This window comes from Mesorhizobium sp. M0184, from assembly GCF_040322215.1.
Taxonomy (GTDB): domain Bacteria; phylum Pseudomonadota; class Alphaproteobacteria; order Rhizobiales; family Rhizobiaceae; genus Mesorhizobium.
The window spans coordinates 116,565-140,863 of sequence record NZ_JAMYSZ010000007.1 but is presented as its reverse complement, the minus strand read 5'-3'; the positions used below and the strand labels follow the sequence as shown (position 1 = coordinate 140,863).

At 63.4% G+C, this 24,299-nt stretch carries 28 protein-coding genes; 15 read left to right on the top strand and 13 right to left on the bottom strand.

The window, feature by feature from the left end:
• Window position 1: 1 nt before the first annotated feature.
• From NKJ23_RS11575 to NKJ23_RS11550, 6 genes are read left to right on the top strand one after another with little or no spacing between them, the layout of a single operon-like run.
• Window positions 2-1,144, top strand: a complete 1,143-nt coding sequence (locus tag NKJ23_RS11575; protein WP_352680448.1) for an extracellular solute-binding protein — start codon at window positions 2-4, stop codon at window positions 1,142-1,144.
• Between the two features lie 21 nt (window positions 1,145-1,165).
• Window positions 1,166-2,353, top strand: coding sequence for an ABC transporter substrate-binding protein (locus NKJ23_RS11570; RefSeq protein ID WP_352680379.1), 1,188 nt, complete (start codon window positions 1,166-1,168; stop codon window positions 2,351-2,353).
• A 57-nt stretch (window positions 2,354-2,410) separates the two neighbouring features.
• A complete protein-coding gene (locus NKJ23_RS11565; RefSeq protein WP_352680378.1) occupies window positions 2,411-3,148 on the top strand; it encodes an ATP-binding cassette domain-containing protein in 738 nt (245 codons plus the stop codon).
• Window positions 3,141-3,884, top strand: a complete 744-nt coding sequence (locus NKJ23_RS11560; RefSeq protein WP_352680377.1) for an ATP-binding cassette domain-containing protein — start codon at window positions 3,141-3,143, stop codon at window positions 3,882-3,884. The genes NKJ23_RS11565 and NKJ23_RS11560 overlap by 8 nt, the downstream gene beginning before the upstream one ends.
• Window positions 3,881-4,831: an ABC transporter permease gene (locus NKJ23_RS11555; protein WP_352680376.1), complete on the top strand. Its 951-nt coding sequence runs from the start codon at window positions 3,881-3,883 to the stop codon at window positions 4,829-4,831. The genes NKJ23_RS11560 and NKJ23_RS11555 overlap by 4 nt, the downstream gene beginning before the upstream one ends.
• Window positions 4,832-4,836: 5 nt before the next feature.
• The gene (locus NKJ23_RS11550; protein ID WP_352680375.1) at window positions 4,837-5,802 is read left to right on the top strand and encodes an ABC transporter permease; all 966 of its coding nucleotides are present in this window, start codon (window positions 4,837-4,839) and stop codon (window positions 5,800-5,802) included.
• 68 nt (window positions 5,803-5,870) lie between these two features.
• On the opposite strand, the gene NKJ23_RS11545 is transcribed toward NKJ23_RS11550, so the two are convergent.
• Window positions 5,871-6,707, bottom strand: coding sequence for an amidohydrolase family protein (locus tag NKJ23_RS11545; protein ID WP_352680374.1), 837 nt, complete (start codon window positions 6,705-6,707; stop codon window positions 5,871-5,873).
• Between the two features lie 65 nt (window positions 6,708-6,772).
• A complete protein-coding gene (locus NKJ23_RS11540; protein WP_352612164.1) occupies window positions 6,773-7,561 on the bottom strand; it encodes an IclR family transcriptional regulator in 789 nt (262 codons plus the stop codon).
• A 157-nt stretch (window positions 7,562-7,718) separates the two neighbouring features.
• Here NKJ23_RS11540 and NKJ23_RS11535 point away from each other — a divergent pair, with 157 nt between their 5' ends.
• The 8 genes from NKJ23_RS11535 (at window position 7,719) to NKJ23_RS11500 (ending at window position 15,051) form a co-directional block, all read left to right on the top strand.
• On the top strand, window positions 7,719-9,038 hold the full coding sequence (locus tag NKJ23_RS11535; protein ID WP_352680373.1) for an ABC transporter substrate-binding protein: 1,320 nt from the start codon (window positions 7,719-7,721) through the stop codon (window positions 9,036-9,038).
• A gap of 142 nt (window positions 9,039-9,180) precedes the next feature.
• Window positions 9,181-10,077, top strand: coding sequence for a carbohydrate ABC transporter permease (locus NKJ23_RS11530; protein WP_352680372.1), 897 nt, complete (start codon window positions 9,181-9,183; stop codon window positions 10,075-10,077).
• A gap of 2 nt (window positions 10,078-10,079) precedes the next feature.
• Complete coding sequence (locus NKJ23_RS11525) at window positions 10,080-10,946, top strand: carbohydrate ABC transporter permease (protein WP_352680371.1); 867 nt, start codon at window positions 10,080-10,082, stop codon at window positions 10,944-10,946.
• Between the two features lies 1 nt (window position 10,947).
• Complete coding sequence (locus tag NKJ23_RS11520) at window positions 10,948-12,045, top strand: ABC transporter ATP-binding protein (RefSeq protein WP_352680370.1); 1,098 nt, start codon at window positions 10,948-10,950, stop codon at window positions 12,043-12,045.
• Window positions 12,046-12,049: 4 nt separating this feature from the next.
• Window positions 12,050-13,162 carry a mandelate racemase/muconate lactonizing enzyme family protein gene (locus NKJ23_RS11515; protein WP_352680369.1) on the top strand — a complete coding sequence of 371 codons (1,113 nt, stop codon included), beginning with the start codon at window positions 12,050-12,052 and terminating at the stop codon, window positions 13,160-13,162.
• Window positions 13,163-13,171: 9 nt separating this feature from the next.
• Window positions 13,172-13,501, top strand: coding sequence for an L-rhamnose mutarotase (locus NKJ23_RS11510; RefSeq protein WP_023676093.1), 330 nt, complete (start codon window positions 13,172-13,174; stop codon window positions 13,499-13,501).
• Window positions 13,494-14,570 carry a Gfo/Idh/MocA family protein gene (locus tag NKJ23_RS11505; RefSeq protein WP_352680368.1) on the top strand — a complete coding sequence of 359 codons (1,077 nt, stop codon included), beginning with the start codon at window positions 13,494-13,496 and terminating at the stop codon, window positions 14,568-14,570. The genes NKJ23_RS11510 and NKJ23_RS11505 overlap by 8 nt, the downstream gene beginning before the upstream one ends.
• A gap of 1 nt (window position 14,571) precedes the next feature.
• Window positions 14,572-15,051, top strand: coding sequence for a MaoC/PaaZ C-terminal domain-containing protein (locus tag NKJ23_RS11500; RefSeq protein WP_352680367.1), 480 nt, complete (start codon window positions 14,572-14,574; stop codon window positions 15,049-15,051).
• 215 nt (window positions 15,052-15,266) lie between these two features.
• Here the strand turns inward: NKJ23_RS11500 and NKJ23_RS11495 are convergent, their stop codons facing one another.
• The 9 genes from NKJ23_RS11495 to NKJ23_RS11455 all read right to left on the bottom strand — a co-directional run bounded on the left by NKJ23_RS11495 (window position 15,267) and on the right by NKJ23_RS11455 (window position 23,083).
• The gene (locus NKJ23_RS11495) at window positions 15,267-16,223 is read right to left on the bottom strand and encodes a C-terminal binding protein (protein ID WP_352680366.1); all 957 of its coding nucleotides are present in this window, start codon (window positions 16,221-16,223) and stop codon (window positions 15,267-15,269) included.
• A gap of 12 nt (window positions 16,224-16,235) precedes the next feature.
• Window positions 16,236-16,994, bottom strand: coding sequence for an HpcH/HpaI aldolase family protein (locus NKJ23_RS11490; protein ID WP_352680365.1), 759 nt, complete (start codon window positions 16,992-16,994; stop codon window positions 16,236-16,238).
• 42 nt (window positions 16,995-17,036) lie between these two features.
• Window positions 17,037-17,750 carry a hypothetical protein gene (locus NKJ23_RS11485; protein WP_352680364.1) on the bottom strand — a complete coding sequence of 238 codons (714 nt, stop codon included), beginning with the start codon at window positions 17,748-17,750 and terminating at the stop codon, window positions 17,037-17,039.
• A gap of 26 nt (window positions 17,751-17,776) precedes the next feature.
• Entirely contained in the window at window positions 17,777-19,087 is a 1,311-nt protein-coding gene (locus tag NKJ23_RS11480; protein WP_352680363.1) for a TRAP transporter large permease, read from the bottom strand.
• Between the two features lie 3 nt (window positions 19,088-19,090).
• Complete coding sequence (locus NKJ23_RS11475) at window positions 19,091-19,603, bottom strand: TRAP transporter small permease (RefSeq protein ID WP_352680362.1); 513 nt, start codon at window positions 19,601-19,603, stop codon at window positions 19,091-19,093.
• A gap of 58 nt (window positions 19,604-19,661) precedes the next feature.
• Window positions 19,662-20,639, bottom strand: coding sequence for a TRAP transporter substrate-binding protein DctP (gene dctP, locus NKJ23_RS11470; protein WP_352451557.1), 978 nt, complete (start codon window positions 20,637-20,639; stop codon window positions 19,662-19,664).
• A gap of 88 nt (window positions 20,640-20,727) precedes the next feature.
• Window positions 20,728-21,273 carry a flavin reductase family protein gene (locus NKJ23_RS11465; RefSeq protein ID WP_352451556.1) on the bottom strand — a complete coding sequence of 182 codons (546 nt, stop codon included), beginning with the start codon at window positions 21,271-21,273 and terminating at the stop codon, window positions 20,728-20,730.
• Window positions 21,273-22,367 (bottom strand): LLM class flavin-dependent oxidoreductase, encoded by a 1,095-nt coding sequence (locus tag NKJ23_RS11460; protein ID WP_352451596.1) that lies wholly within the window; start codon window positions 22,365-22,367, stop codon window positions 21,273-21,275. The genes NKJ23_RS11465 and NKJ23_RS11460 overlap by 1 nt, the downstream gene beginning before the upstream one ends.
• Window positions 22,367-23,083 carry a GntR family transcriptional regulator gene (locus NKJ23_RS11455; protein ID WP_352680361.1) on the bottom strand — a complete coding sequence of 239 codons (717 nt, stop codon included), beginning with the start codon at window positions 23,081-23,083 and terminating at the stop codon, window positions 22,367-22,369. The genes NKJ23_RS11460 and NKJ23_RS11455 overlap by 1 nt, the downstream gene beginning before the upstream one ends.
• Window positions 23,084-23,530: 447 nt before the next feature.
• On the opposite strand from NKJ23_RS11455, the gene NKJ23_RS11450 reads away from it, so the two are divergent.
• Window positions 23,531-23,791: a hypothetical protein gene (locus tag NKJ23_RS11450; RefSeq protein ID WP_352451554.1), complete on the top strand. Its 261-nt coding sequence runs from the start codon at window positions 23,531-23,533 to the stop codon at window positions 23,789-23,791.
• A gap of 43 nt (window positions 23,792-23,834) precedes the next feature.
• On the opposite strand, the gene NKJ23_RS11445 is transcribed toward NKJ23_RS11450, so the two are convergent.
• Both NKJ23_RS11445 and NKJ23_RS11440 read right to left on the bottom strand, forming a co-directional pair.
• The gene (locus NKJ23_RS11445; RefSeq protein WP_352590409.1) at window positions 23,835-24,053 is read right to left on the bottom strand and encodes a hypothetical protein; all 219 of its coding nucleotides are present in this window, start codon (window positions 24,051-24,053) and stop codon (window positions 23,835-23,837) included.
• A gap of 3 nt (window positions 24,054-24,056) precedes the next feature.
• The gene (locus NKJ23_RS11440; RefSeq protein ID WP_352680360.1) at window positions 24,057-24,236 is read right to left on the bottom strand and encodes a hypothetical protein; all 180 of its coding nucleotides are present in this window, start codon (window positions 24,234-24,236) and stop codon (window positions 24,057-24,059) included.
• Window positions 24,237-24,299: the final 63 nt, after the last annotated feature.

Here is a 24,299-nt window from a genome sequence, read left to right as displayed (position 1 = left end):
CATGACCTGGAGCCATCCGCGCGGCTATGACCCGATGGTCGCCTGTTCGAGACTGTGGAAGCAACAAACTGGCATCGCCGTTGAATGGGACAAGCGCTCGCTGCAGGATTTCGAATCCTTCCCGGTCGAGGAACTGGCCCGTGCCTACGACCTGATCGTCGTCGACCATCCGCATGTCGGCCAGATCACCGCCGAGAATTGCCTGGCGCCGCTCGATGTCGCCGGCCGGGAAGCCGAACGTGCAGCACTTGCGGCGGGCAGTGTCGGCCGGTCCTTTCCGAGCTACAACTGGCAAGGCCGGCAGTGGGCGTTTCCGATCGACGCGGCCAGCCAGGTGCAGGCATGGCGGCCCGACATGCTTTCGGCAGCGCCGGCGAGCTGGGCCGATGCTCTCGATCTGGCCCGGCAAGGCCACGTGCTGTTGCCGCTCAGGCCGCCGCATGCGCTGATGGTGTTCTACACGCTTGCCGGCAATCTCGGACGGCCCGCCGGTGAAGGCCCTGGCGACCATGTGGATCCGGCAGCGGGCAAGCAGGTCTTCGAGATGATGCGCGAGATCGCAGCTCTCGTCGACCCGGCCTGTCTTGGCATGGATCCGATCGCGGTTCTGGAGCAAATGGCCGGATCCGGCTCGCGGATCGCCTGCGCGCCGCTGATCTATGGCTATGTCTCCTATGCCATCGCCGGGTTTCGACCCAACCGCCTGGCTTTCGCGGATATCCCGGCCGCTGGCAATGCCGGCCCCAAAGGCTCGGCGCTCGGCGGGACCGGCATCGCCGTGTCGGCCTTCTCGAAGGCCGGACAGGAAGCAATCGACTTCGCCTACTGGATCGCCAGCGGTGGGGTGCAGCGCGGCCCTTACGCCTCGGCCGGCGGCCAGCCCGGCCATGCGGCAGCCTGGGCGGATACCGCCGTCAACGCCGCCGCCGGCAATTTCTACGAGGACACGCGGGCTACGCTCGAAGGTGCCTGGGTGAGGCCGCGGCACGACGGCTACATGGCGTTCCAGCAGGCGGCGTCCGATCGCATCAATGTCGGCCTGAGCGAAAGGCACAATGCCGCTCGCGTCGTTGCCGATCTCAATCGCCTGTTTCGGGAGAGCCTTTCGACGCAGGTGTCCGGCGTTGCCGGCGGAGGAGCCTGAAACAACCGAACGGAGGAGAACATGAACAGCCTGATCCGCGGCCTTATGGCCGCAACCGCACTTGCATCGGTCACGACCATAGCCTGCGCCCAAGACGTTTCGGGCGTGATTGCTGGATTGCCGACCGAACTGAAGGCGCAATATGACGGCGCGCCACAAAAGGTGCTGCCGTCGGCCTGGGATAATTTCACGCCGCCGCCAAAGCCATGGAAATGGTGCCACTCCGAGTCCTACCAGGGCAATCCGTGGCGCGTCACCGTGACCAAGGAGTTGAAGCGGCTGGTCGACGGCCTGATCGCCGACGGCACCGTGGCGAGCTTCGAGGTGTCGGATTCCAACAACGACGCCAGTCAGCAGATCAACCAGATCCGCGCCTTCATCGACAAGAAATGCTCGATCATCAGCTCGATCCCCGGCTCGGCGACGGCGCTGGACGATGCCATCGATGCCGCAGCCAAAGCCGGCATCCCCTTCATCACGGCAGCGGGGTCGGTGACCAGCCCGAATGCGATCAATGTCGATTCCAACTATGCGCGCTGGGGCTACGACATGATGACGGCGATCGGCAAAGCAATGCCGGACGGTGGCAGCGTGCTTCTGGTCGAAGGCATCGCCGGTCATCCGATCGTCGTGCAGGAGCGCCAGGGCGGCGACAAGGCGCTGGCCGAAATTTCAAAGCTCAAGGTCTCGCGCAGCGTCAACGGCAACTGGACGGCCAACGTCACCAAGACGGCGGTGCTGCAGGCGATCGCCACCAATCCGGCGCCGATCGATGCGGTGTGGACGACGGGCAGCGAAAGCCGCGTCGTTGCCGAGGCCTTTGCCGAGGCCGGCCGCCCTGCCCCGCTGATCACCGGCTCGATCACCGGCGATGCGCTCGGCTACTGGAAGGCCAATCCCGACAAATACCGCTTCGAAGGCCATGCGGTTCTGCCGCACTGGACGGCCGAGACGCTGTTTCGTGTCGGGGCGCGCATGCTGGATGGGCAGAAGCCCAAGCTCAACACGCTGCTGATCCCGATTCCGCCGGTGCACAATGCCGACCTCGGCGCCTGGTACAAGGACTGCATGACGCCGGACGCCGTCTCGATCTTCCCGGTCCCGCCGAAGGATCCGATGCCGGAGGAATGGCTCGACGCCTACTTCGCCAATCCGGCACCGACCAAGGGCTGGGACTATTCGAAGGTGCCGGACGCCTGCGCCAAGTAGCATTTATGAGCGCCGGCTCCGCACCAGCGGTGCCGGCTTTCTCCATCAGGATTGCTCATGCTGGAAGTCCAGGCCATCTCGAAACGCTACGGCGAAACGATTGCGCTGGCCAATGCCTCAATCGCATTCCGCGCCGGCACGATCCACACCATCCTGGGCGAGAATGGTTCGGGCAAGAGCACCCTGGTCAAGCTGCTGTCGGGAATCGTCCAGCCGGACAGCGGCGCGATCCTGCTCGACGGAGCGCCCTTTACCGGCCTCTCGCCGGCAGCGTTCCAGACCGCCGGATTGGCCACCGTGTTCCAGGAAGTGCTGATCGCGCCTGACCGTTCGGTGACGGACAATATCCTGCTCGGCCTCGACGGCCTGCTGACGCGCACCGTGCCGCGCGCCGAGCGGCGGCAGCGCGCGCAAACGGTGCTGAACCGCTTTGCGGTGACCGAGATCCCGCTCGACCAGTTGGCCGGGCAATTGCCGCTTGCGGTTCAGCAATTGGTAGTGCTCGCCCGCGCCGTAGTGCGCAGCCCGCGCATTCTCATCCTTGACGAGGTTACGGCTGCGCTCGACTTTGCCGATCGCGAGGCGGTTTTCGCCATGATGCGCAAGCTTGCCTCCGAAGGCTGCCTGATCCTGTTCATCACCCATCGCATGGACGAGGTGATGTCGCTTTCGGACCGGATTTCCGTCCTGCGCGGCGGCAGCGTGGTGACGACTGAGGAACGCGGCACGTCCACCGCATCCGAACTTCTCAGAGCGATGGCGCCACGCACGGCGGCGGAGCTGGCGCATGGCTGATCGCGCCGGCCTTTCGGTGCGCGGCCTGGTGATCGCGCCGGGCGCAAGCCCCATGACGCAAACCATTGCGCCGGGCGAGATCGTCGGCCTTGCCGGCCTCGACGGCCACGGACAGGAGCGGTTCCTGAAAGTGCTGGCCGGCCTGGAACGCCCGGCCGGCGGCGAGGTGACCGTCGAGGCGCCAACCGGAGCGCGCGCGATCACCAATTTCCGCAAGGCGGTCGCCGGCGGCATCGCCTATTTGCCGCGCGACCGGCGCACCACCGGCATTTTTCCGACCCAATCGGTGCTCGACAATTTTGCCGTCTCGACGCTGTCGCGCGATATGCGTTTCGGCCTGCTCAGCTTCGCCGCGCGGCGGCAGCGCTATGAACGCTATCGGGACAGACTGTCGATCATCGCGCCACGGCCGGACGCCCCGATCACCACGCTTTCCGGCGGCAATCAGCAGAAGGTGCTGCTGGCCCGCGCACTGGCGCTGGAACCGGCGATCCTGCTCCTCAACGATCCGACGCGCGGTGTCGACGTGGCGACGCGCCATGTCCTCTACGATGTGTTTCGTGGACTGGCGGCGGACGGCATGGCGCTGGTCATCCTGTCGAGCGAGATCGAGGAGATCCTGCTGCTTTGCCATCGCGTGCTGGTGTTCCGCGAACAGCAGGTGGCGGCTGAAATCACCGGAGACGAAATGAAAAGCGATACGGTGATAGCCGCCATGTTCGGACGCGCCGCATGAGCGGGTTGCGGCGCATGGCGGCGCGATGGCGCGGCGCTGGCTTTGCGGCAGTGCTGTTGGTGATCCTGATCGCGGTCAATCTGCTGCTTAATCCGGCGCGCTTCCATCCTGCCGCCTGGGGCGCGCTGATCGGGCTCGCCGCGCCGCTGATCGGCGCAGCGGTCGCCTCGGCTCCGGTGATCCTGGCCGGGCGCGGTGGCATCGACATTTCCGTCGGGCCATTGATGGGCTTCGTCAATGCGATGGTGATCCAGCTGCTGTTTCTCAGGCTTGGCATGTCTTCGCCGATGTTCATCGTGCCGGCGGCGCTGTTGATCGGCGCGATTGTCGGCGCCGCCAACGGCTTTCTGGCGACCATCGTCCGCATCCAGCCGATCGTTGCGACGCTCGGCACCTATCTGATCCTCACCGGCATGACGCTGACCGTCCTGCCGGCGCCGGTCGGGCCGGCGCCGGGCTGGCTGAAGGCAATGGCCGGACCCTGGTCGGCGCTGCCGCTGGCGCTGATCTTGCTGTTCTGGTGGCTGGTGCGACAGACGCCTTATTACGACCAGCTGATGGCGGTGGGCAGCGACGACCGCGCCGCCTACACGGCCGGCATTCCGGTGACGAAAGTGCGTTTCATCGCCTATGTCATGACCGGCACACTTGCCGCCTGTGCCGGCCTGATGCTGACCGCGCTGATCGGTTCGGCCGACCCTAATATCGGGCCAACCTACACGCTGATCGCGATTGCCGCGGTGGCGCTCGGCGGCGTCAGCCTTGCCGGCGGGCGCGGCGGGCTCGCCGGCGCCGCCATCGGCGCTGTCGACATCTTCCTGCTGCAGAGCGTGCTGACCGCCTTCAACGTCTCCACCTATGTGCTGCAGATCGCCTATGGCGCGATCCTGGTTGTGGCCGTCATCATGACGGCGCTGCAGGAGCGGCTCTCGGGACGGAAAGGCTGAGAAGCATGAGCCGGAACTGGTTCCAGTCCACCAATGCCCGCGTCGCCGGTGCCTTTGCCGTCGCTGTCGCCTTGCATCTCCTTGGCACCTTGCTCATCCCGGGCTACTCCCAGCCGTTCGCCATCCGGGCGCTGCTGGTGATCGCCTCGCTGCTGGCGGTGGCATCGATCGGCCAGACCCTCGTCGTAATCCTGGGCGGTATCGATCTGTCGATCCCCTTCATCATCGGCTTTGCCAATGTCGTTGCCGCACAGCTCTACGGCGTCGGCTGGAATTTTGCTCTTGTCTGCGCAGTCGTCGTCGCGCTCGCCATACTGATCGGGGCGCTGAACGGCCTGATCTCGCGTGGGCTCGATATCCACCCGCTGATCGTCACGCTCGGCACTGGCATGATCGTGCAAGGTGCCGTCCTGTTGTGGACCGGTGGCTTTCCATCCGGATCGGCGCCTGCCGCGGTTTCCGCCTTCGTTTCGATCGGCGGTTCGGTGGGACCGCTGCCGGTGCCGGGGCTGGTGCCATGCGTCGCGGTGCTGACCTTGCTGGTGGCGCTGGTGCTGGCGCGCACGCCATACGGCCGCCGTCTCTACGCCCTAGGCAGCAATCCAGGTGCTGCGCCGCTGGCGCTGATCGATCCAGTCCGCATGTGGACCGTGACCTATGCCGCGAGCGCCTTCTTCGCCGCCGCGGCCGGCGTGCTGCTGCTCGGCTTCACCGGCTCTGCCTATGGCGATGTCGGCCAGCCCTATCTGTTCCAGACGATCGCGGCCGTGGTGGTCGGCGGCGCCGCCCTTGTCGGCGGCCGCGGCAGCTATTTCGGCACCATTGCCGGCGTGCTGGTGCTGACGGAGATCAACACACTGCTGATCGGCCTCGGCTTCCGGCCCTCGACCGTGCAGGCGGCACTTGGCCTGGTCATCGTGCTCCTGGTTTCGCTCTACGGTCGCGAGCGGCACGTGTCGGCGACGATCTGAGGCCACCTATTCGTTTTAGCCGCATTTGTGCGACGCCAAGTGATTCCATCACTTGGCTGCAAAATGCTCTACAAACTCCACAGCCGCTTGGCGTTGCCGGACAGCAGTTGTTGCCTTTCATCGGCGCTGGTGCCGGCAAGCAGCGCGTGCGTCGCCGCCACCCAGGTGGCAAGCCCGCCGCCGAGCGTGCAGACCGGCCAGTCGCTGCCCCAGACAACGCGATCCCAGCCGAAGCATTCGATGGTGTGCTCGACATAGGGAAGCAGCGTTTCGACAGTCCAGGATCCGGCATCCGCATAGGCGACCACACCGGAAATTTTGCCGACGACGTTCGGGCGCCGCGCGATCTCCGCCATGTGCTCGCGCCAGGGGTGCTCGGCACCGCCCTTGATGTCGGGCACGCCGCAATGGTCGAGCACGAACTGCACATCCGGCGCGAGGTCGGCGAGTGCCGTCGCCTTGGGGATCTGGTGCGGCAGAACGACAAGGTCGAAGGTCAGGCCGCTGCCGGCAAGCCGCTTGATGTTTTCACGAAACAGCGCGCCCTCCGAAAGCTCGTCCGGCATGACGTGCAGCACGCGGCGAAAGCCTTTGACGAAAGGATCGGCGCGCTGGCGCTCGAGATAGGCGGCAAAGCCGGGCTCTTCCGGACGGCAGGAGGCGATTGCCCCGCGTAGCAAGCTGTTCTTCTGCTGCGACAGCGCTTTGACACGGCTGGTTTCAGCCTCGATATCGGCTGGATCGACATCGACCTCCATATGCAATGCGCCCTCGATGCCGGCGCGGCGGGCCTGGACTGCATAGTCGTCGTAGGAGAAATCGCGGTTGAGTGCCGGCACGCCGGCCAGCCATGGGTAGCGCAGCGCGGACTGGTCGATCAGGTGCAGATGGGTGTCGAAGATCATGGTGGCGCTCCTCCTTGGCGACTTCGAGATCATCTCACGGAGAAATTCTTCATTCAAATAAGAATTCATCTTGATTGCTTGACGGTCGATCCCGCCAGTTGCGACAGCTTTTCGGTCGCTGCCAGCAGCAGCTCAATCGTCCTCGTAATGTCGGGCGCCTTGGGTGCGTTGACCAGGGTTATGTAGGGGATCGACAGTGCGGCGATCGCCTTGCCGTCCGAGCCGAGAACGGGTGTCGACAGGTTGAACACGCCTGCCGTCTGCATCGACGCCATCATCTCGTAGCCGCGTTCCCGGATCTGGTCGAGGCGGGCGAAGAATTCCGGCGATTGCGGCGGCTTGTCGGTGCTGCGCAGATGTTCTGAGATCATCATCTGCCGCTCTTCCGGCGGGCGGAACGCCAGCAATACATGGCCGGACCCGGTGTCGAACAGGCTGATATGCGAGCCGACGCGGATGGAGATGCCCCAGTAATCCGGCGCCTCCTGCTGTGCGATCACCACCGCGGAACCGCGGTCGAAGACGACGAGCTGATTTGCCTGCTGTGTGGTTTCGGCCAGTTCGCGCATCAGCGACGTCGCGTAGGAAGCCAGCCGGCGCACCGGCGCGTGCAGCTGCGCCAGGCCAAACAGCTTGAGCGTCAGCGAGTAACGGTCGCCATCCGGCCGCGTGACATAGCCGCGCCGCACCAGCCGATCCAGCATGCGATAGAACTCGTTCGGGCTGCGGTCGAGTTTCTTGGCGATTTCCGCCTGCGTCAGGCCGCCGTCGACGCCGGCCAGCAGCTCGAGAATGTCGAGCCCCTTGTCCAACGCCGGGGCTCGATAGCGGTCGTCTTCCTCGTCCTCTGCCATTGGGCTTCTCCAGTGAATTTCATATTTCATATACGCATAACGGTTGCTTCCGGAAGAACTTTCGGCTTGACGATCTTATAAATATTTTGTTTGTATATGAATGAACCTGCCGATCGACCTCACTACGCGATCGACGCAGACTCTTGGGAGGATACCAATGACGAAACTGTTTTGCGGCCTGTCGGCCGGCGTAACGCTGCTCGCATTTGGTGCGAGTGCTGCCCTTGCTGCCGACCTGCCCGGTAAATTCGACGGCGTCACCATCGACGCCAAGCTGATCGGCGGCCAGCAATATGAAGGGCTGTACGCGCGCATCGGCGAATGGGAAAAACTGACCGGCGCCAAGGTCAACGTGATCTCGAAGAAAAACCACTTCGAGCTCGACAAGGAGATCAAGTCGGACATCGCCTCCGGCAGCATCAACTGGTGCGTCGGGTCGAACCACTCGTCCTTCGCGCCGCAATATCCTGATATCTACACCGATCTCAACAAGCTGCTGCCGAAGGAGGAGATCGACGCCTTCGTGCCGTCGACGATCAAGGCCTCCACGCTCGAGGGCAAGCTGGTGATGCTGCCTCGCGCGCAGTTCGACGTCTCGGCGCTCTATTACCAGAAGAGCCTCTACCAGGACGAAGCCAAGAAGGCCGCCTACAAGGCCAAGTACGGCAAGGATCTGACACCGCCCGACACCTGGGACGAGGTCGCCCAGCAGGCGGAATTCTTCGCCAGCCCGCCCGATTTCTACGGCACCCAGTTCGCCGGCAAGGAAGAGGCGATCAACGGCCGCTTTTACGAGATGCTCATCGCCGACGGCGGCGAATACCTCGACAAGGATGGCAAGCCGGCCTTCAACTCGGAAGCCGGCGTGCACGCGCTCGACTGGTTCGTCAATCTCTACAAGGCCAAGGCGGTGCCGGCCGGCACCACCAACTATCTGTGGGACGATCTCGGCCAGGGCTTTGCCTCGGGCACCGTCGCCATCAACCTCGACTGGCCGGGCTGGGCAGGCTTCTTCAACGATCCGAAGTCGTCGAAGGTCGCCGGCAATGTCGGCGTGAAGGTGGCGCCGAAGGGATCGGCCGGCATTCGCACCGGCTGGTCGGGGCACCACGGATTTTCGGTCACCGAAAACTGCGCCAGCAAGGAAGCCGCGGCGTCGCTGGTCTGGTTCCTGACCAATGAGGACAGCCAGAAGCTCGAGGCGGCAAGCGGCCCACTGCCGACCCGCACGGCGGTGTGGGACTGGGACATCCAGCAGGCGGCCAATGATCCTTACAAGAAGGAAGTGTTGGCGGCTTTCCAGGAAGAGGCAAAGCACGCTTTTGCCGTGCCGCAGACACCTGAATGGATCGAAATCTCCAACGCCGTCTATCCCGAATTGCAGGCCGCCATCCTTGGCGACAAGACCTCCAAGCAGGCGCTGGACGACGCTGCCGCCAAGGCCACGCAAATCCTCGAGGACGCCGGCAAGCTTTGACCATTCTCCCAAGGGGGCGCCGCGCTCATTGAAGAGCGGCGTCCCCGAACTTTTTACGAACCATGCGCAACACGCTTTGTCTTGATCCCAGCTTGCCGATGGCGGCCTTCGGCGTCCGGGCACCAAACAGAACCGGATCGCCATGAAAGGCTGGAGACCTTCGCCGCCATTGCTGCTCCTGCTGCCGGCGGTGATCGTTCTGGCGGCGGTGGTGGTGGTGCCGCTGCTGCTGTCGCTCTATTCCAGCTTCACGCCGTTCCGGCTGACCAGGCCGGAGACGTTCTGGGTCTTCATCGGCGCGCGCAACTACGTCACCATCCTGACCAGCCGCGCTTTCTGGGTCGCCTTTGCCCGCACCGTGGTGCTGCTGACCGTGGCGCTCAACCTGGAAATGCTGATCGGGCTCGGGCTGGCCCTGCTGGTGGAGAAGGCATCGCGCGGCCAGCGGATCCTGCGCACCATCATGATGTTTCCGATGATGTTTTCGCCGATCCTCGTCGGCTTCCAGTTCAAATTCATGTTCAATGACAATATCGGCCTGGTGAACAACGCCCTGCAGGGGCTCGGCCTGACCGATCGCGCCATCCCGTGGCTGATCGACGGCAATCTCGCCTTCATCGCCATCCTGATCGCCGAGATCTGGTCGTCGACCTCGGTGTTCGCGATCCTGATCCTGGCCGGGCTGCTGGCGATGCCGCGCGAACCGGTCGAGGCGGCCCGCGTCGACGGCTGCACGCCGTGGCAGACATTCCGCTATGTCACCTGGCCGTTCATCATGCCGTTTGCCTTTATCGCCATGACCATCCGCTCACTCGACGTCGCGCGCGCCTATGACATCGTAAAGATCATGACCGACGGCGGCCCCGCCGGCCGCACTGAACTGGTCTGGACGCTGGTCGCCCGCACCGCCTATGGCGATGCCAGGATGGGAATGGCCAATGCCATGGCCTATTTCTCGATCCTGCTGTCGATCCTGTTCACCGTCTATTTCTACCGCAAGCTCGCCGCGGCGCGCACGCAGATCGCGGCGGAGTGGTGAGGATGGACCAGAACAGCCTGCATCGCGTCGGCAACAAAGCGCTCGGAATCGTCCACGGCATCGGACTGTTCCTGGCCATGCTGGCCATCTGCCTGCCCGGCATCTGGATCGTGCTGTCGTCGCTGCGGCCGACCGTCGAAATCATGGCCAAGCCGCCGGTGTGGATCCCGCAGCAACTCTCGCTCGACGCCTACATCGCCATGTTCAGCGGCGTCGGCCAGGGCGGCGTTCCGGTGCTCGACTACTTCCGCAATTCGCTGATCATCTCGGTGACCTCGACGGTGATCGCCATCGTCATCGGCATGGCCGGCGGCTACGCCTTTGCGCGCTACCGCTTTCGCGCCAAGTCGGCGATGTTCCTCGGCCTGATGCTGACGCGCACGGTGCCCGGCATCGCGCTGTCGCTGCCGCTGTTCTTTGTCTTTGCGCGGCTCGGCATCATCGACACGCATTTCGGGCTGATCCTGGTCTATGTCGCGCTCAACGTGCCGTTCACCGTCTGGCTGATCGACGGCTTTTTCCGCCAGGTGCCGAAAGATCTCGCCGAAGCCGCGCAGATCGACGGCTGCACGCGCTGGCAGGCCTTCTGGCAGGTCGAGTTTCCACTCGCCGGGCCCGGCATCGCCTCGGCCGGCATCTTTGCCTTCCTCACCTCCTGGAACGAGTTCGCGCTCGCCTCGCAGCTGACGCGCTCGATCAACTCCAAGACCCTGCCGGTCGGCCTGCTCGACTATACCGCCGAATTCACCATCGACTGGCGCGGCATGTGCGCGCTCGCCGTGGTCATGGTCATACCGGCGCTCACGCTTACCTTCATCGTCCAGAAACACCTCGTCGGCGGCCTCACTTCCGGCGCGGTGAAAGGCTGACATGGCAACCGTATCGCTCAAGAACCTCACCAAAAGCTACGGCCCGGTGGCGGTGGTGCACGGCATCGATCTCGAGGTCGCCGACCGCGAATTCATCGCGCTGGTCGGGCCGTCCGGTTGCGGCAAGTCGACAACCCTGCGCATGATCGCCGGCCTCGAGGCGATCAGCGACGGCGTCATCGAGATCGGCGGCCGCATGGTCAACGACCTGCCGCCGCGCTCGCGCAACATCTCGATGGTGTTCCAGTCCTACGCGCTCTACCCGCATATGACGGTGCGCGAAAACCTCGGCTTCTCGCTCAAGATAGCCGGCGCCGCGAAGGAAGAAATGGACCGTCGCGTCGCCGAAGCGTCCGGCATTCTCGGCCTCGACCAGTTGCTCGACCGCCGGCCGTCGCAGCTGTCCGGCGGACAGCGCCAGCGCGTCGCCATGGGCCGCGCCATCGTGCGCGATCCCGACGTCTTCCTGTTCGACGAGCCGCTTTCCAATCTCGACGCCAAGCTTCGGACGCAGATGCGCACCGAGATCAAGAAGCTGCACGCCAAGGTCAAGTCGACAGTGATCTACGTCACCCACGACCAGGTCGAAGCGATGACATTGGCGGACCGCATCGTCATCATGCGTGACGGGTTCATCGAGCAGGTCGGCACACCCGACGAGGTCTTCCGCCGGCCGCAGACACGCTTCGTCGCGGGCTTCATCGGCTCGCCGCCGATGAATTTGCACGAGGCGGTTGTCGACGACGGACAGCTGCTGTTCGCCAGCGGCGAGAGGCTGCCTTTGCCCAGCCAGTTCAAGGCCAATATCGAGGCCGGCGACAAAGTCGTGTTCGGCCTCAGGCCCGACGACATCTATCCGACCGGGCATGGCATCAGCTCCGGCGAAGACGTCGACGTCCACCAGGTGGAGTTGCCGGTGACCGTCACCGAGCCGCTCGGCAACGAGACGCTGGTGTTCGCCGAATTCAACGGCAGCGACTGGGTATCGCGGATGCTCAATCCAAAGCCGCTGAAAGCCGGCGACCGGGTCAAGATGAGCCTGGACCTGTCGCAGGCCCATCTGTTTTCCGCCGAAACAGGCAGGACATTGCGAGGTTAAAATCATGGCAAAGATCGAGAAAATCGAACTGCGGATGGTCGACCTGGTGCCGAAGGTCAAGCGCACCGATGCCATCCAGAGTTTTGTCAGCCAGGAAACACCGATCGTCACCATCACCGACGCCGACGGCGCGGTCGGCACCGGCTACAGCTATACGATCGGCACGGGCGGCTCCTCGGTGATGCGGCTGCTGGTCGACTACCTTGCGCCGCGGCTGATCGGCCGCGATGCCGACATGATCGAGGCGATCTGGCACGAGCTGGAGTTCGCCACCCATGCCACGACGATCGGCGCGATCACGGCAATCGCGCTCGCGGCCATCGACACTGCCCTTTGGGACCTGCGGGCCAAGAAACAGACGCTGCCGCTGTGGAAGCTGGCCGGCGGCGCCAAGGACCGCTGCCCGCTCTACACGACCGAAGGCGGCTGGCTGCATATCGAAACCGAGGCGCTGGTCGCGGATGCGCTGGCCGCCAGGGGCAAGGGGTTTCGCGGCTCGAAGGTCAAGATCGGCAAGCCGCACGGCTCTGAGGATCTTGCCCGGCTGACGGCGGTGCGCCGGGCGGTTGGAGACTCCTACGAAATCATGACCGACTGCAACCAGGGCTTTTCGGTCGACGAGGCGATCCGCCGGGCCGAGCGCTTGCGTGAACTCGACCTCGCCTGGATCGAGGAACCGCTGCCGGCCGACGACATTGACGGCCATATCCGCCTGTCGAATGCGACGTCGACGCCGATCGCCGTCGGCGAGTCGCTCTACTCGATCCGGCATTTCCGCGAATATATGCAGAAGGGCGCGTGCTCGATCGTGCAGGTCGATGTCGGCCGCATCGGCGGCATCACGCCGTGGCTGAAGGTGGCGCATGCAGCCGAGGCGTTCGACATACCGGTCTGCCCGCATTTCCTGATGGAATTGCATGTCAGCCTGACATGCGCCGTTCAGAACGGCAGATATGTCGAGTATATTCCCCAGCTCGACGAGCTGACCGGCAAGAAAATGCGTATCGAGGACGGGCACGCGCTGGCGCCGGACGAACCCGGCATCGGCATCGATTGGGACTGGGATGCGATCAAGTCGAAGAGCATCGCGGAATTCACCATGGCGATAGTGAAGTAGGAGGCGGACATGCAGCGAATGGGAATGGTGCTCGGCCTCAAGCCGGAGAAAGTCGCCGAGTATGTGCGGCTTCACGCCGCCGTGTGGCCGGACGTCCTCAAGATGATTTCCGCCTGCAACATCAAGAATTATTCGATCTATCTGAGGGAGCCGGAGCACCTTTTGTTCAGCACCTTCGAGTACCACGGCACCGACTATGCCGCCGACATGGCGAAGATGGCCGCCGATCCCACGACGCAGGAATGGTGGGCGCTCTGCATGCCGTGCCAGGAGCCGCTGCCGACCCGCAAGGAGGGCGAGTGGTGGGCGTCGATGGACGAAGTCTTCCATTATGACTGATGACATTTTCGATCCTGCCTCGCTTTCCCAGGCCTGGGCACAGCCGTCAAAGCCCAGGCCGATCGTGATTTTCGGCGCCGGCTCGATCGTCGGCGATGCGCATTTCCCGGCCTATGGGAAAGCCGGATTCCCGATTGCCGGGCTTTTCGACCTCGACCTGGCCAAGGCGGAAAAACTGGCGCAGAAATGGGGCGTCACCGCTTACCGGTCGGTCGAGGAAGCTGCGTCAATCAAGGACGCCGTCTTCGATCTGGCGACGCCCCCGGCTCACCACGCCGGCGTGCTCAGGGCGCTGCCCGATGGTGCCGTGGCCTTGATCCAGAAGCCGATGGGCAGCAATCTCACCGAGGCGACCCAGATCCTCGAAATCTGCCGCGCCAAAGATCTGAAGGCGGCGGTGAATTTCCAGCTGCGCTTCGCGCCGATGATGCTGGCGCTCAAGGATGCGATTGCCAAGGGCTGGCTGGGCGACGTGGTCGATTTCGACGCATGGCTGGCGCTGGCGACACCCTGGCAGCTCTGGGAATTCCTGTTGCAGGCGCCGCGCGTCGAGATCGCCATGCATTCGATCCATTATCTCGACCTGATCCGGCAATTGCTCGGCGACCCCAAGGGGGTTCACGCCAAGACACTCGGCCATCCCGGGCACACGGTCGCGCAAACGCGCACCAGCGCGATCCTCGACTATGGCGACACCGTGCGCTGCGCACTGTCGATCAACCACGATCACAAATTCGGTCGAAAACACCAGGCCTGCGAATTCCGCATCTGCGGCACCGAAGGCGCCGCTTACCTCAAATTAGGCGTCAACCTCGACTATCCGCGCGGCGAGCCGGACATTCTCGAAATCTACCCCAAAGGCGGCACGGACTGGATTGCGGTTCCACTCGTCGGCGCATGGTTTCCGGACGCCTTTGCCGGCCGCATGGCCAATGTCCAGCGCTACGCGTCGGGCGAGGACGCCGAGCTTGTCAGTTCCGTCGAGGACGGCTGGAACACCATGGCGCTGGTCGAAGCCGCCTACCGATCGAGCGCGGCGCCGGCAACACCGATAGCGGCGAGGCCCTGACATGGAGCAGACTGTCTATTTCGAGGACTACCGGATCGGCTCGTCGCGCATGACCAGCGGGCGCACGATCACCGAGACCGATTTCGTCGTCCATGCCGGCCATACCGGTGATTTCTTTCCCCACCACATGGACGCCGAGTTCATGAAGACGACGCCGTTCGGGCAGCGCATCGCCCACGGCACGCTGGTGTTTTCGGTCGGCGTCGGGCTGACGGCCAGCGTCGTCAACCCGGTTGCCTTCTCCTATGGCTACGACAGGCTGCGCTTCATCAAGCCGGTGTTCATCGGCGATACGATCAGGACCCGCACCACCATCTCGGCCAAGGAAGGAGACCCGAAGCGACCCGATTCAGGTCGGGTCGTCGAGCGCTGCGAGGTGATCAACCAGCATGGCGACGTGGTGCTGGTCGCCGATCACATCTACATCGTCGAGCGTCGCGACAAGCCGAGCAGAGCCTCGACGGATGGCGCTGAAACCTAAAGACAAAAAAACCGCCTTGCGGCGGGTCCTCGGTCCGAATCAGCACCATACGTAAATTAGTAGCATAGCTGCCGGCACAAAGCAAGAACAAAATGTGGCAAACCGGATAAATCGCGACAGGTTGCGCTGCCCCTTATCGCCCTGCGAACGCCGACTTGCAGGACTTGGGTTCCGCGGAGCAGGCGGATAGAGGTGGTGCCGACACCGGGAATTGGTCATATCCGGTTGACCGGATATACCGGCTTGCCGCCGCGCAGGACCGATGCGACATCGGCAAACACCTTGTTGCGAACCTCCGCGTAAGACTGGGTCGAGTAGTGCGCCGCGTGTGGACTGACCAGGACGGTGTCCAGCGCCAGCAGCGGATTGTCGGGCGAAGGCGGCTCCCGCTCGAACGTGTCGATGCCGGCGCCTGCCAAATGGCCGCGCCGGATCGCGCCCGCCAATGCGACCTCGTCGACCAGGCCGCCGCGGGCCACGTTGATGAGTATCGCCCCTTCCTTCATCCGCGACAGGGCTTGCGCCGACATGATGTTTCTGGTCTCCGGTGTCGCTGGAACGTGCAGCGAGACGATGTCGGCCCTGGCCAGCAGCTCGTCGAAGCCGACCGGTTCGGCACCACCGGCCGCGATGCGCTCGGCCGGCATATGCGGGTCGTAGGCGATGATGTGGTAGCCGAAGACCCGCGCCCGCTCGGCAGTCAGCCGCCCGATCTGGCCGAAGCCGATCAGGCCGAGGATCTGCCTGTCGGGCCGCGCGATGCCGGCGCCGTCGGTCATTGCAGCCCAGCGGCCGGCGCGCACCGCGCTGTCGAACTGTTTCAGCCTGCGCGTCAAGGCCAGGATCAGGGCCATGGCGTGGGTGCTGACTTCAACCAGATTGGCGTCCGGCACGTAGGTTACCTGAACACCGGCACGGCTGGCGGCCTCGACGTCGATCGAATCGAGCCCTACGCCGAACCGCCCGATGACCTTGAGCCTCGTCAGTTCCGCCAAAACGCGAGCCGTGATCGGCTCCCGCAATACCATCAATGCGTCGGCGTCGCGGCAGTGTTCGATCAGGGCATCTTCCGTGAGTAGCGTCTTTTCGACAAATTCGACGTTCAAGCCGTCGAGGTAGCGCAGCTGCTCCTCCTCGACTGACAGCACACCGTCGGTCTTGATGATCTTCATGGCAAACTCTTGCTATGAGGCGCTGCGCGCCGAGACGACGCCGGCGGCAAGGCCGGCCCCGAGAAACATCGTGTCGCTTGCCAGCATGTAGAAGCTGATGCCGTGCCGCGACCATTTGCCGACATCATCCGCCGAAGGGCGAAAGATGCCGACGGCCTTGCGGGCCGTGCGCGCCGCGGCCGCGATCCTCATAATCGCTGCATTGAGCTTGTCCTGGCCGGCCGGCCCCATGGCGTCGATCGAGACCGACAGGTCGCCGGGGCCAATGAAGACCACGTCGACGCCGTCGACCTGGACGATGTCGTCGATGTTGGCGAGGCCTTCGGCCGTCTCGACCTGGATGGCGACCGTCAGGACCTCGTTGGCCGATTTGAGGTAGTCCGGAATCCTGTAGCCATAACCGGCGGCGCGGCCCGGGCCGACACCGCGGGCGCCGACCGGCGGGTACCGGCAGGCCATGACCGCCATGCGCGCTTGCTCGGCCGTGGAGACGCGGGGTACCAGGACACCCGACGCGCCGGCGTCGAGCGCGGCCGCCATCCACTCCGGCGTGTGGCCGGGAACGCGCACCATCGCGGGAACCTTGTGGACATCGGCGGCGCGGATCAGATCCTCGAGCCGTTCGCGGCCGATCTGCGAATGCTCCCAGTCGATGCACAGGAAATCGACCCCGCTGGCGGCGGCCACTTCGACCGCCACAGGGTGCGGGATGGCACAGAAGGTACCGATGAGGCGATTGAGAGAGACACATTTCTTGCGAAAGTCGTACATGAAATCTCCAGAAATTTTCGGCGTCGGCAAAACCTGTGTGCGCTATGTGGCCCGCGCCAAAGGATGCACGGCTTCCGTCGACATCGGGAAATGCCGGCTGCCGCCTGAAAACGGCGGGAAGGTCTTGTAGTCGGCGCGCATCTCCAGCCGCGCCGGCGATTGCAGCGCGTGCGTCAATGCAGCGGGACTGTCGAACATGACCCGATTGCGCTGCATGTGGTCGATCCGCGGCCAGGGCAGCGAACCGCACCAATCCAGTCGCGACAGAACCTCGATGTGGCGAATGCCGGGGAAGCCCCGCATCAATTGCGGATGATGCGTCACATAGTGGTAGAGCCAGGCATTCATGTCTTCGGCCGGCCCGGGATAGTGGACAAGATAGCTGCAGGGCAGCCCGGACGTCTTGACGCCAGCGTCGTCGACGGGAAACGGACGCACGCACATTGCCTGTTGCGTCGGCCTCGAACCGGCGATGCTCGACAGCATACCAGGTGCGGCAAGCGCCTGCAGATGGCCGGACGGCGCCAGCGCCGCCTCCATGTCCGCCAGTTCGTCGAAATAGAGCTGGAAGCCAAAGACCGGCGGTGGACCATCGTTGTTGAACATGTCCGTCGCCACTTCGGGTAGATAGATGTTTGCAAGCGCAAGGCCCGGCGTTGAAGCAATCACACGCCGCACGGCGTCAACGTCTTCACCGGCGATGGCCAAATTTGCCTCGCGGTCATCCTGGAAGAAAGCAAGATAGGCAAAGCGCATGTGGACACCTGCTGGATCGAGTTCGACTAGATCAAATTCGGAAGAAAGAGAGCGATCTGCGGAAAGAGGACAATCAGCAGGATCAGCAGAAGCGTCAGCGCGATGTAAGGCGCCGCAGCCATGGCAACCGTCTTGAGCGATGTGCCTTTCGGCGCAACGCCGATCATGATGAACAGCAGCAGACCAAACGGCGGCGTGGTGAAGCCGACCTCGTAGGCGAGCAGCAGGATCAGCCCGAACCATACCGGCTCGTACCCGAATTGCTGGGCGATCGGCAGGAAGATCGGCAGCGTGATCAGCATCATCGAGACCTGATCCATGAACATGCCGAGCAGCAGGATGACGAGCACCATCATGAGCAGCATGGGATACGGTCCAAGATCGTAGCCGACGATGAACTGGATAAAGCCGTTGGAGGCGCCGGAGAAGGCGAATATCTGCGAGAACGTCGTCGAAGCCGAGATGATCAGGAAGGTCATGCCGGTGACCTTCATCGCATCGTCCAGCGACTTCCAGACAACCGACCAGCTGAACCGTCGGTAGACAAACAACAAGGCGAAGACGGCGGCACAGCCGAGTCCGGCCGATTCCGTCGGCGTCGCTATCCCAAGGATGATCGTGCCGACCACCATGAACACGATGACGCCCATCGGAATGATGTTGACGGCGACCGCCCTCACCTTCTCGGCCGCGGGAACGGCGGGTACCGGATAGTGCGGAGCGGCGTCCGGATCGATCTTTGTCTGCGCGAAGATCAGCGCCGCGTACATGACAACGAGCAGCAGTCCGGGCAGAGCCCCCGCTATGAGCAGCGCGCCGACGTCGATCTGGGCCAGCGAGCCGAGCAAGACGGCCAGCGAGGATGGCGGGATGATGACGGCAAGGCTTCCGGCGCCAAGCACCGGGCCGTAGGCCATATGCGGCTTGTAGCCTCGCTTCAGCATCTCGGGCACCATCAGCGAGCCCATCATGCCGGTATTGGCAAGGCTGGAACCTGACAGCGCGGAAAAGATCGTGCCGGCGGCCAGCACGACATAGGCGAGGCGTCCGCGCAGATTGCCGATGCACAGGTCGAGCGCGTAGATGACCTTCTCGCCGAGGCCGGAGCGGAAGAACAGGCTGCCCATGACGAGAAACATCGGCAGCGGGGCAAGCGCATAGGTCGAGACAGCGTCGGAGAAGTTGGCGACCATCTGCGTCACGCCGATCGAACCGCCGAAGAACAGGTACAGCCCGATCACATTGGTGACGAAGAACGCGAAGGCGACCGGCAGCCCAAGCCCCATCAACACCAGGATGGTGCCAACGAGCACGGCGAATGGAAACAGCCAGGCCACCGGTCAGAGCCCTTCCATTTCCAGCGGATCGAGCGTGTACAGCGTGTCACGGCCGAGCAGGTATCTGAGCCATTCCAGCGCCGAGAGGTAGAAGGCGAGCATGATGGGCAGAAAGACCAGCCATTTCGGCATGTCGAAGCTGCGCGTTTCGTATTCGCCGCCCGACACGGCGCTTATCAGGGACGACAGTGCGACGCTGCCAAGGTAAAGGCTGACGCCGATGCAGGCGAGATAGACCAGCTTTTCAAGCACCGCTCGTGCCCGCACCGGCAGTGCCTGGCGCAGGAACTCGACGAAGACATGGCCCTTGCTGTGGACCAGCCAGGGCATCGGCAGAAATGCCGCATAGAGCAGACCGTATTCCGTCGCGGACACCGCCCAGGCAAGCGGCCTCAGGCCGAGATTGCGGACGCATACATCAGCAACCACAGCGACAATGATGAGGCCAAGCACCACTTTTGCCGCCGCCGCCAACGCAAGGCTCAGCTTCCCGATCGCTGCAAACAATCCGTCCATTTCCCACGACCCTCATGTCCACCTTGATGAAGGGGCGCACCAGCGCCCTCGGCTCGGGCTACTGGAAGAATTTCTTCAACTGATCGATGTTGGTGGGATCGCGTTTGGCCATTCTCGCCCAGCTCGCCTGCGTGGCAGCCGCCAGGAATTTGTCGCGGCCGGCGCCGGTCAAGCTGACAATCTTCTGCCCGCCGGCGATCATCGCCTGTGCCTGTTTTTCGGACTCGGCAAGGTTGGCGTCATAGCTCGCGCGCTCGTATTCGACGGCCGTGTCGGCCAGCAGCTTCTGCGCCTCGGGTGACAGCGTGTCCCATTTCGCCTTGTTGATCGAGATCAGCACATCGGTTTTGAAGAATTGCGGGTCGACACGGTATTTGGTGAATTTGTCCCAGCCGAACGACGCATAACCAAATACCGTGTAGGCGTTGGCATTGACGACGCCGCGCTCGAGCGAGGTGTAGACATCCCCCGGCGCCTGCACGATCACCGTCGCGCCTAGCGATTCGAGGAAATCGCGGTAGAGCGGCGAGGAACGGATTTTCAGGCCGCCCCAGTCGATGCTGCCTTCGCTATTGAGCTTGGGTTCGTCGACGGTGAAGACGTTGAAGCCCGAGCCCGCGTCGACATGCGCCAGCAGATGGGCATTGGCCTTCTTCTCGAAAATCCCGCTGATGAAGTCCCAGCCGCCATTGTCGCGGACCTCCCACGGCGTCTTCGTCGATGCGGAGAAAACCTCGCCTTCGGGCACGAGCTCCAGGAACTGCCCTGCCGGTGTGTCGATCACATCGATCAGGCCACTCCTGAGCGCCGCGCCCTGCTGGATCGGCGGAATGACCTCCGGCCCGCCACGCACGTTGATCTGGACCACGCCCTTGCCCTTTTCGTTCACCTTCTGAACGAACTTCAGGAAGCTCTGGGCGTAGCCGTTCTGCGTCGGCGTAAAATGCACGGCGTTGAGGACGACCTCTTCGGCCGTGGCGATACCCGCCACACCCGACATGAGTGCAGCCAGAACAAGGGATTTCCAAATGCGCATTGCCGTACTCCCTCTGATAGTTCGCCCATGATCCGGCCCATGATCGGGCCGATCTGAAATTGCAATCGCTGCGCCGCGTGAACGGCGGTTAGTTGGCATCATCTCCTACTGTCAGGAACCGCCCATGCGCGTAGAAGACCGGCGATCGGTCAGCGCGATCCAGTGCAACGCCCGAGACGATGCCGATGACGATCATGTGCGACGCCCGCACGATGATTTCGGCCACCCGGCATTCGAATATTGCCCGTGCGCCGACAAGCAAGGGCGCGCCGGTTTCGCCGCGCACCCATGATCCGGACGAGAACCGCGCGGGGCCCTTGGCTTTGGTCATGCCGCCAAAGGCGCGCACAACGTTCTCCTGGTCGCCGGCGGGAAGATTGACCGAAAAAGGCAAACCTTCGCGAATGGCCGAAGCAAAGGTGCTGCTGCGGTTGACGCAGGCCAGCAGCGACGGCGGCTCGGCGCTGAACGAACAGAGGGCCGTCGCCGTGATGCCGCAAAAACCGATCTCGTCATGTTCCGACGCGAGAATGGCGACCGAGCCCGCCACGGCCCGCATCGCCTGCTTGAAGGCGCGCGGATTGATGGCGTCGTGCCCATCCACCCACGGCGTCGGAATGGCGGCCTCCGGCATCAATTTACTCGAAGCCCGGCCTGGCGCATCAGCGGCAGCACGCGGTCGCAGAAGAAGGGCAATTCGTAGGTGTAGTTGACGAATGTGAGGGCGGCGCCGGAATAACCCTGGTCCATAATCTCAGTGAGATCGTCGACGATCTTTTCCGGCGTTCCGATGAGCGGGAACGTTCCGGCACCGCCGGCGAACCTTTGCCGATATTCGGTGAAAGCCTTCGCATCGTGCGAGTTCGCGAATTCCTTCTTCTTGCGCATGTGCTCGTCGACCGCACCCTCGTCCGCGCATTCCAGCGCGTAATGCCGGTAGTAGTCCTCGGCTTCCTGCTGGGTCTCCCGGCAGACGACGTGACAGACCGTGTAGACGCCGACTTCGCGCCCGACTTCGGCCGCTCGGTTTGTGATGTCGACCACATGCGCACGGCCGTCGGCAATTTCGGAAAAAGTCGAAAACAGATAGTCGCAGTGGCGCGCTGCGTAGTTGCGCCCCGGCGCGCCGAAGGCGGCGTTCATGGTCACCGGTCGCGGCGCCTGCAGGCTTGGCGGCCGGCTGACGACACCCTTCAGATCATAGAACTCGCCGCCGAAGTCGAACGGCTCCCTCGATTGATAGGCACGCACGATGATGTTGATCCATTCCTCCGCTTGATCGTAGGTTCGATCGCCGACCGTCTGCCCGAACATGGCGAACTCGTCGGGGTTCCAGCCGCAGACAATGTTCAAGCCGGCCCGCCCGTTGGAGATGTGGTCGACCGTCGCCAGCGCTTTTGCAGCCTGCAGCGGATGAACCAGCGGCACATGGACCGTCATGAACAGGCCGATGTTCTCGGTGGCGACAGCAAGGCCCGCCGCCCAGGTGAAAGTCTCGAACGACCATTCCCGCACATGCGTCAATCCGCCGAAGCCGCGCCAGCGGGCGATCGGCAGCAGAAACTCGAGGCCGGCGCGATCGGCGATGCAGGCGGAGTTTAGGTTGTCTTCCCAGCGGGCACGCCAGCGCTCGGGAACGGTGGTCATTGCCAGGCCGCCATCGGCATTCATTGAAAAGACGCCGAGCTTGAACCTGTTCGGCCCTTTCAGCGGGTGCTGCTTCCTGATCATGCTTTCCCCTGCCGCGACATGCCCTCACCTTCACCGTTGGAATTTTGAAACGGTGGGCTAAGCTTCATGAAACGCTCCTCGGCGTTCTGAATGAAGTGGGTCATGCGGTCGTAAGCGGCGACGGCGTCGCGCTCGACGAATGCCTCATAGATTGCGCGCATGCCGGCAACGATAACGGCCTGCGTCGGCTGGTGCGACAGCGTCCTTAAGCGGACGACGAGCACATGGTCGGCGAACCTTGCAATCGTTTGGGAAAGGCGCTCGTTCTCGACGGCGCCGAGCCAACAATTCCTGAATGCCGAATTGGCCTGGAAAAAGCGGTCGGCATCGCTGGCGGCGGCCGCAGCCTCGGCCTCCCGAAGCGCGGCTGCCAGGGTCTTGAGGCCAGCGGCGTCAAGTGTCCGTGCGGCGTGCGCGGCGGCCCGCGGCTCGAGCAAGCGGCGGACCTCGAAGATGTCGGCGACATCCGTCGCGGTAAGCGTGGGCAGGGTGAAGCCGCGTGTGGTGCCGACGAGATAGCCCTCATGCACCAACTGCATCAAGGCGTCGCGGACAGGCATTCTGGAAATACCGAGCTGGGCGGCAATATCGACGTCGACGAGCTTCTGGCCAGGCGCCAATTCGCCATGCTGTATCGTCAACCGGATTTGTTGATAGACCTGGGCACGCAGATTGCCATCGCCAACCCGTTTGAGCTCTATCGTTTCCGTCATCCACGCCTTCCCATGCGAAGATTTCGTATATCGTTTGAGGCTGTGTTCTCGCAGTCGTGCCGTTTGAAATGCAGCCACGTGTCGGCAGAAATCGACCTATCAGCCATGTTCCCGGCGCAAGTGGAGCATAGGCTGGATCACCTGGCAAGATGTTTTAAGTTTATAATGTATACTGTTTGAGTTCGCTATCCGGAGGGCAATGGATCGCGCCATCCGTGCTGCCGCGCCGCGCGACGGCGGGGACAGCTAACGATCCGCGCGGTTCGGTAAAAAACGTACAGACGTTTTTCCGTGACACATCGAAGTTGACGGATTTAACTAAAATTACTTGCGATCTGCGCGCGCCGGCACGCCCACCCCGATCCCCTCGCCGGTACGCATTACTGGATCGCCCGCCGTATCGAAAGGTGCGGCGGGCTTTTCGTTTCGTTTGGCGGGGAGGCGCTTATGCGAGACTTGCCCAGGAATATCGACGCCGACGTCGTGATCGAAATCAGCAAGCTGCTCGACGACCGGGCGAAGTCCGTGCCAGTGCCGGTGCACAAGCTGGCGGCGATGATCCGGCTGGGCGTCGAGACCCGTCTGACCGATCACTCCATCGAGGAGCTGATCGTGGAAATGGCCGCGACGCGGGGGCTTCCGATGCTGTTCGACTTGCCGGTGGTCGACAACGTCGTGCCGTTTGCCTTGGCGCGCCGTCCCCGCTGACACTTCGCTCGAACCACACCGATCATCGCGTCGCCGCCCGACTTCACTTGCCCTGATGCGCGGGCCGAGTGTCGCCTTTCTTTTCGGGGTCGTGGGTATGGTGGCTGTCGCGTTCGCCGCCGCCGCCGGAGACCTTGCTGTGGCTGCGACGGTCGGAGTCGGCCGGCGGCTTTTCGACGCTCAGCGGCTTCTTGGCGTTTTCGTGCGCGGCGCCGGGACCGCCCTGGCGGATGCTGGCAGGAGTCTTCTTCGACGTGGACATAACCTAGCGATCCTGGACGTTGCCTTGATGGGTGGTGTTGACCTTCGTATTGCCTTGCTGGCCCTGCTTGTCGGGATCCGGCACGGTCGATTGCGGCGCCGGGTCGGCTGCTACCGATTTTTTGTCACCGGCGCCTTTTGGGCTCAGATTCTTCGGCGGCACAGGCGGAGGTTTTGTGCTCATGGCATTTCTCCTTCCGCCACCCAAACAAGCGGCTCGGGAGAAAGGTTCCCGAGGGTCCGACAC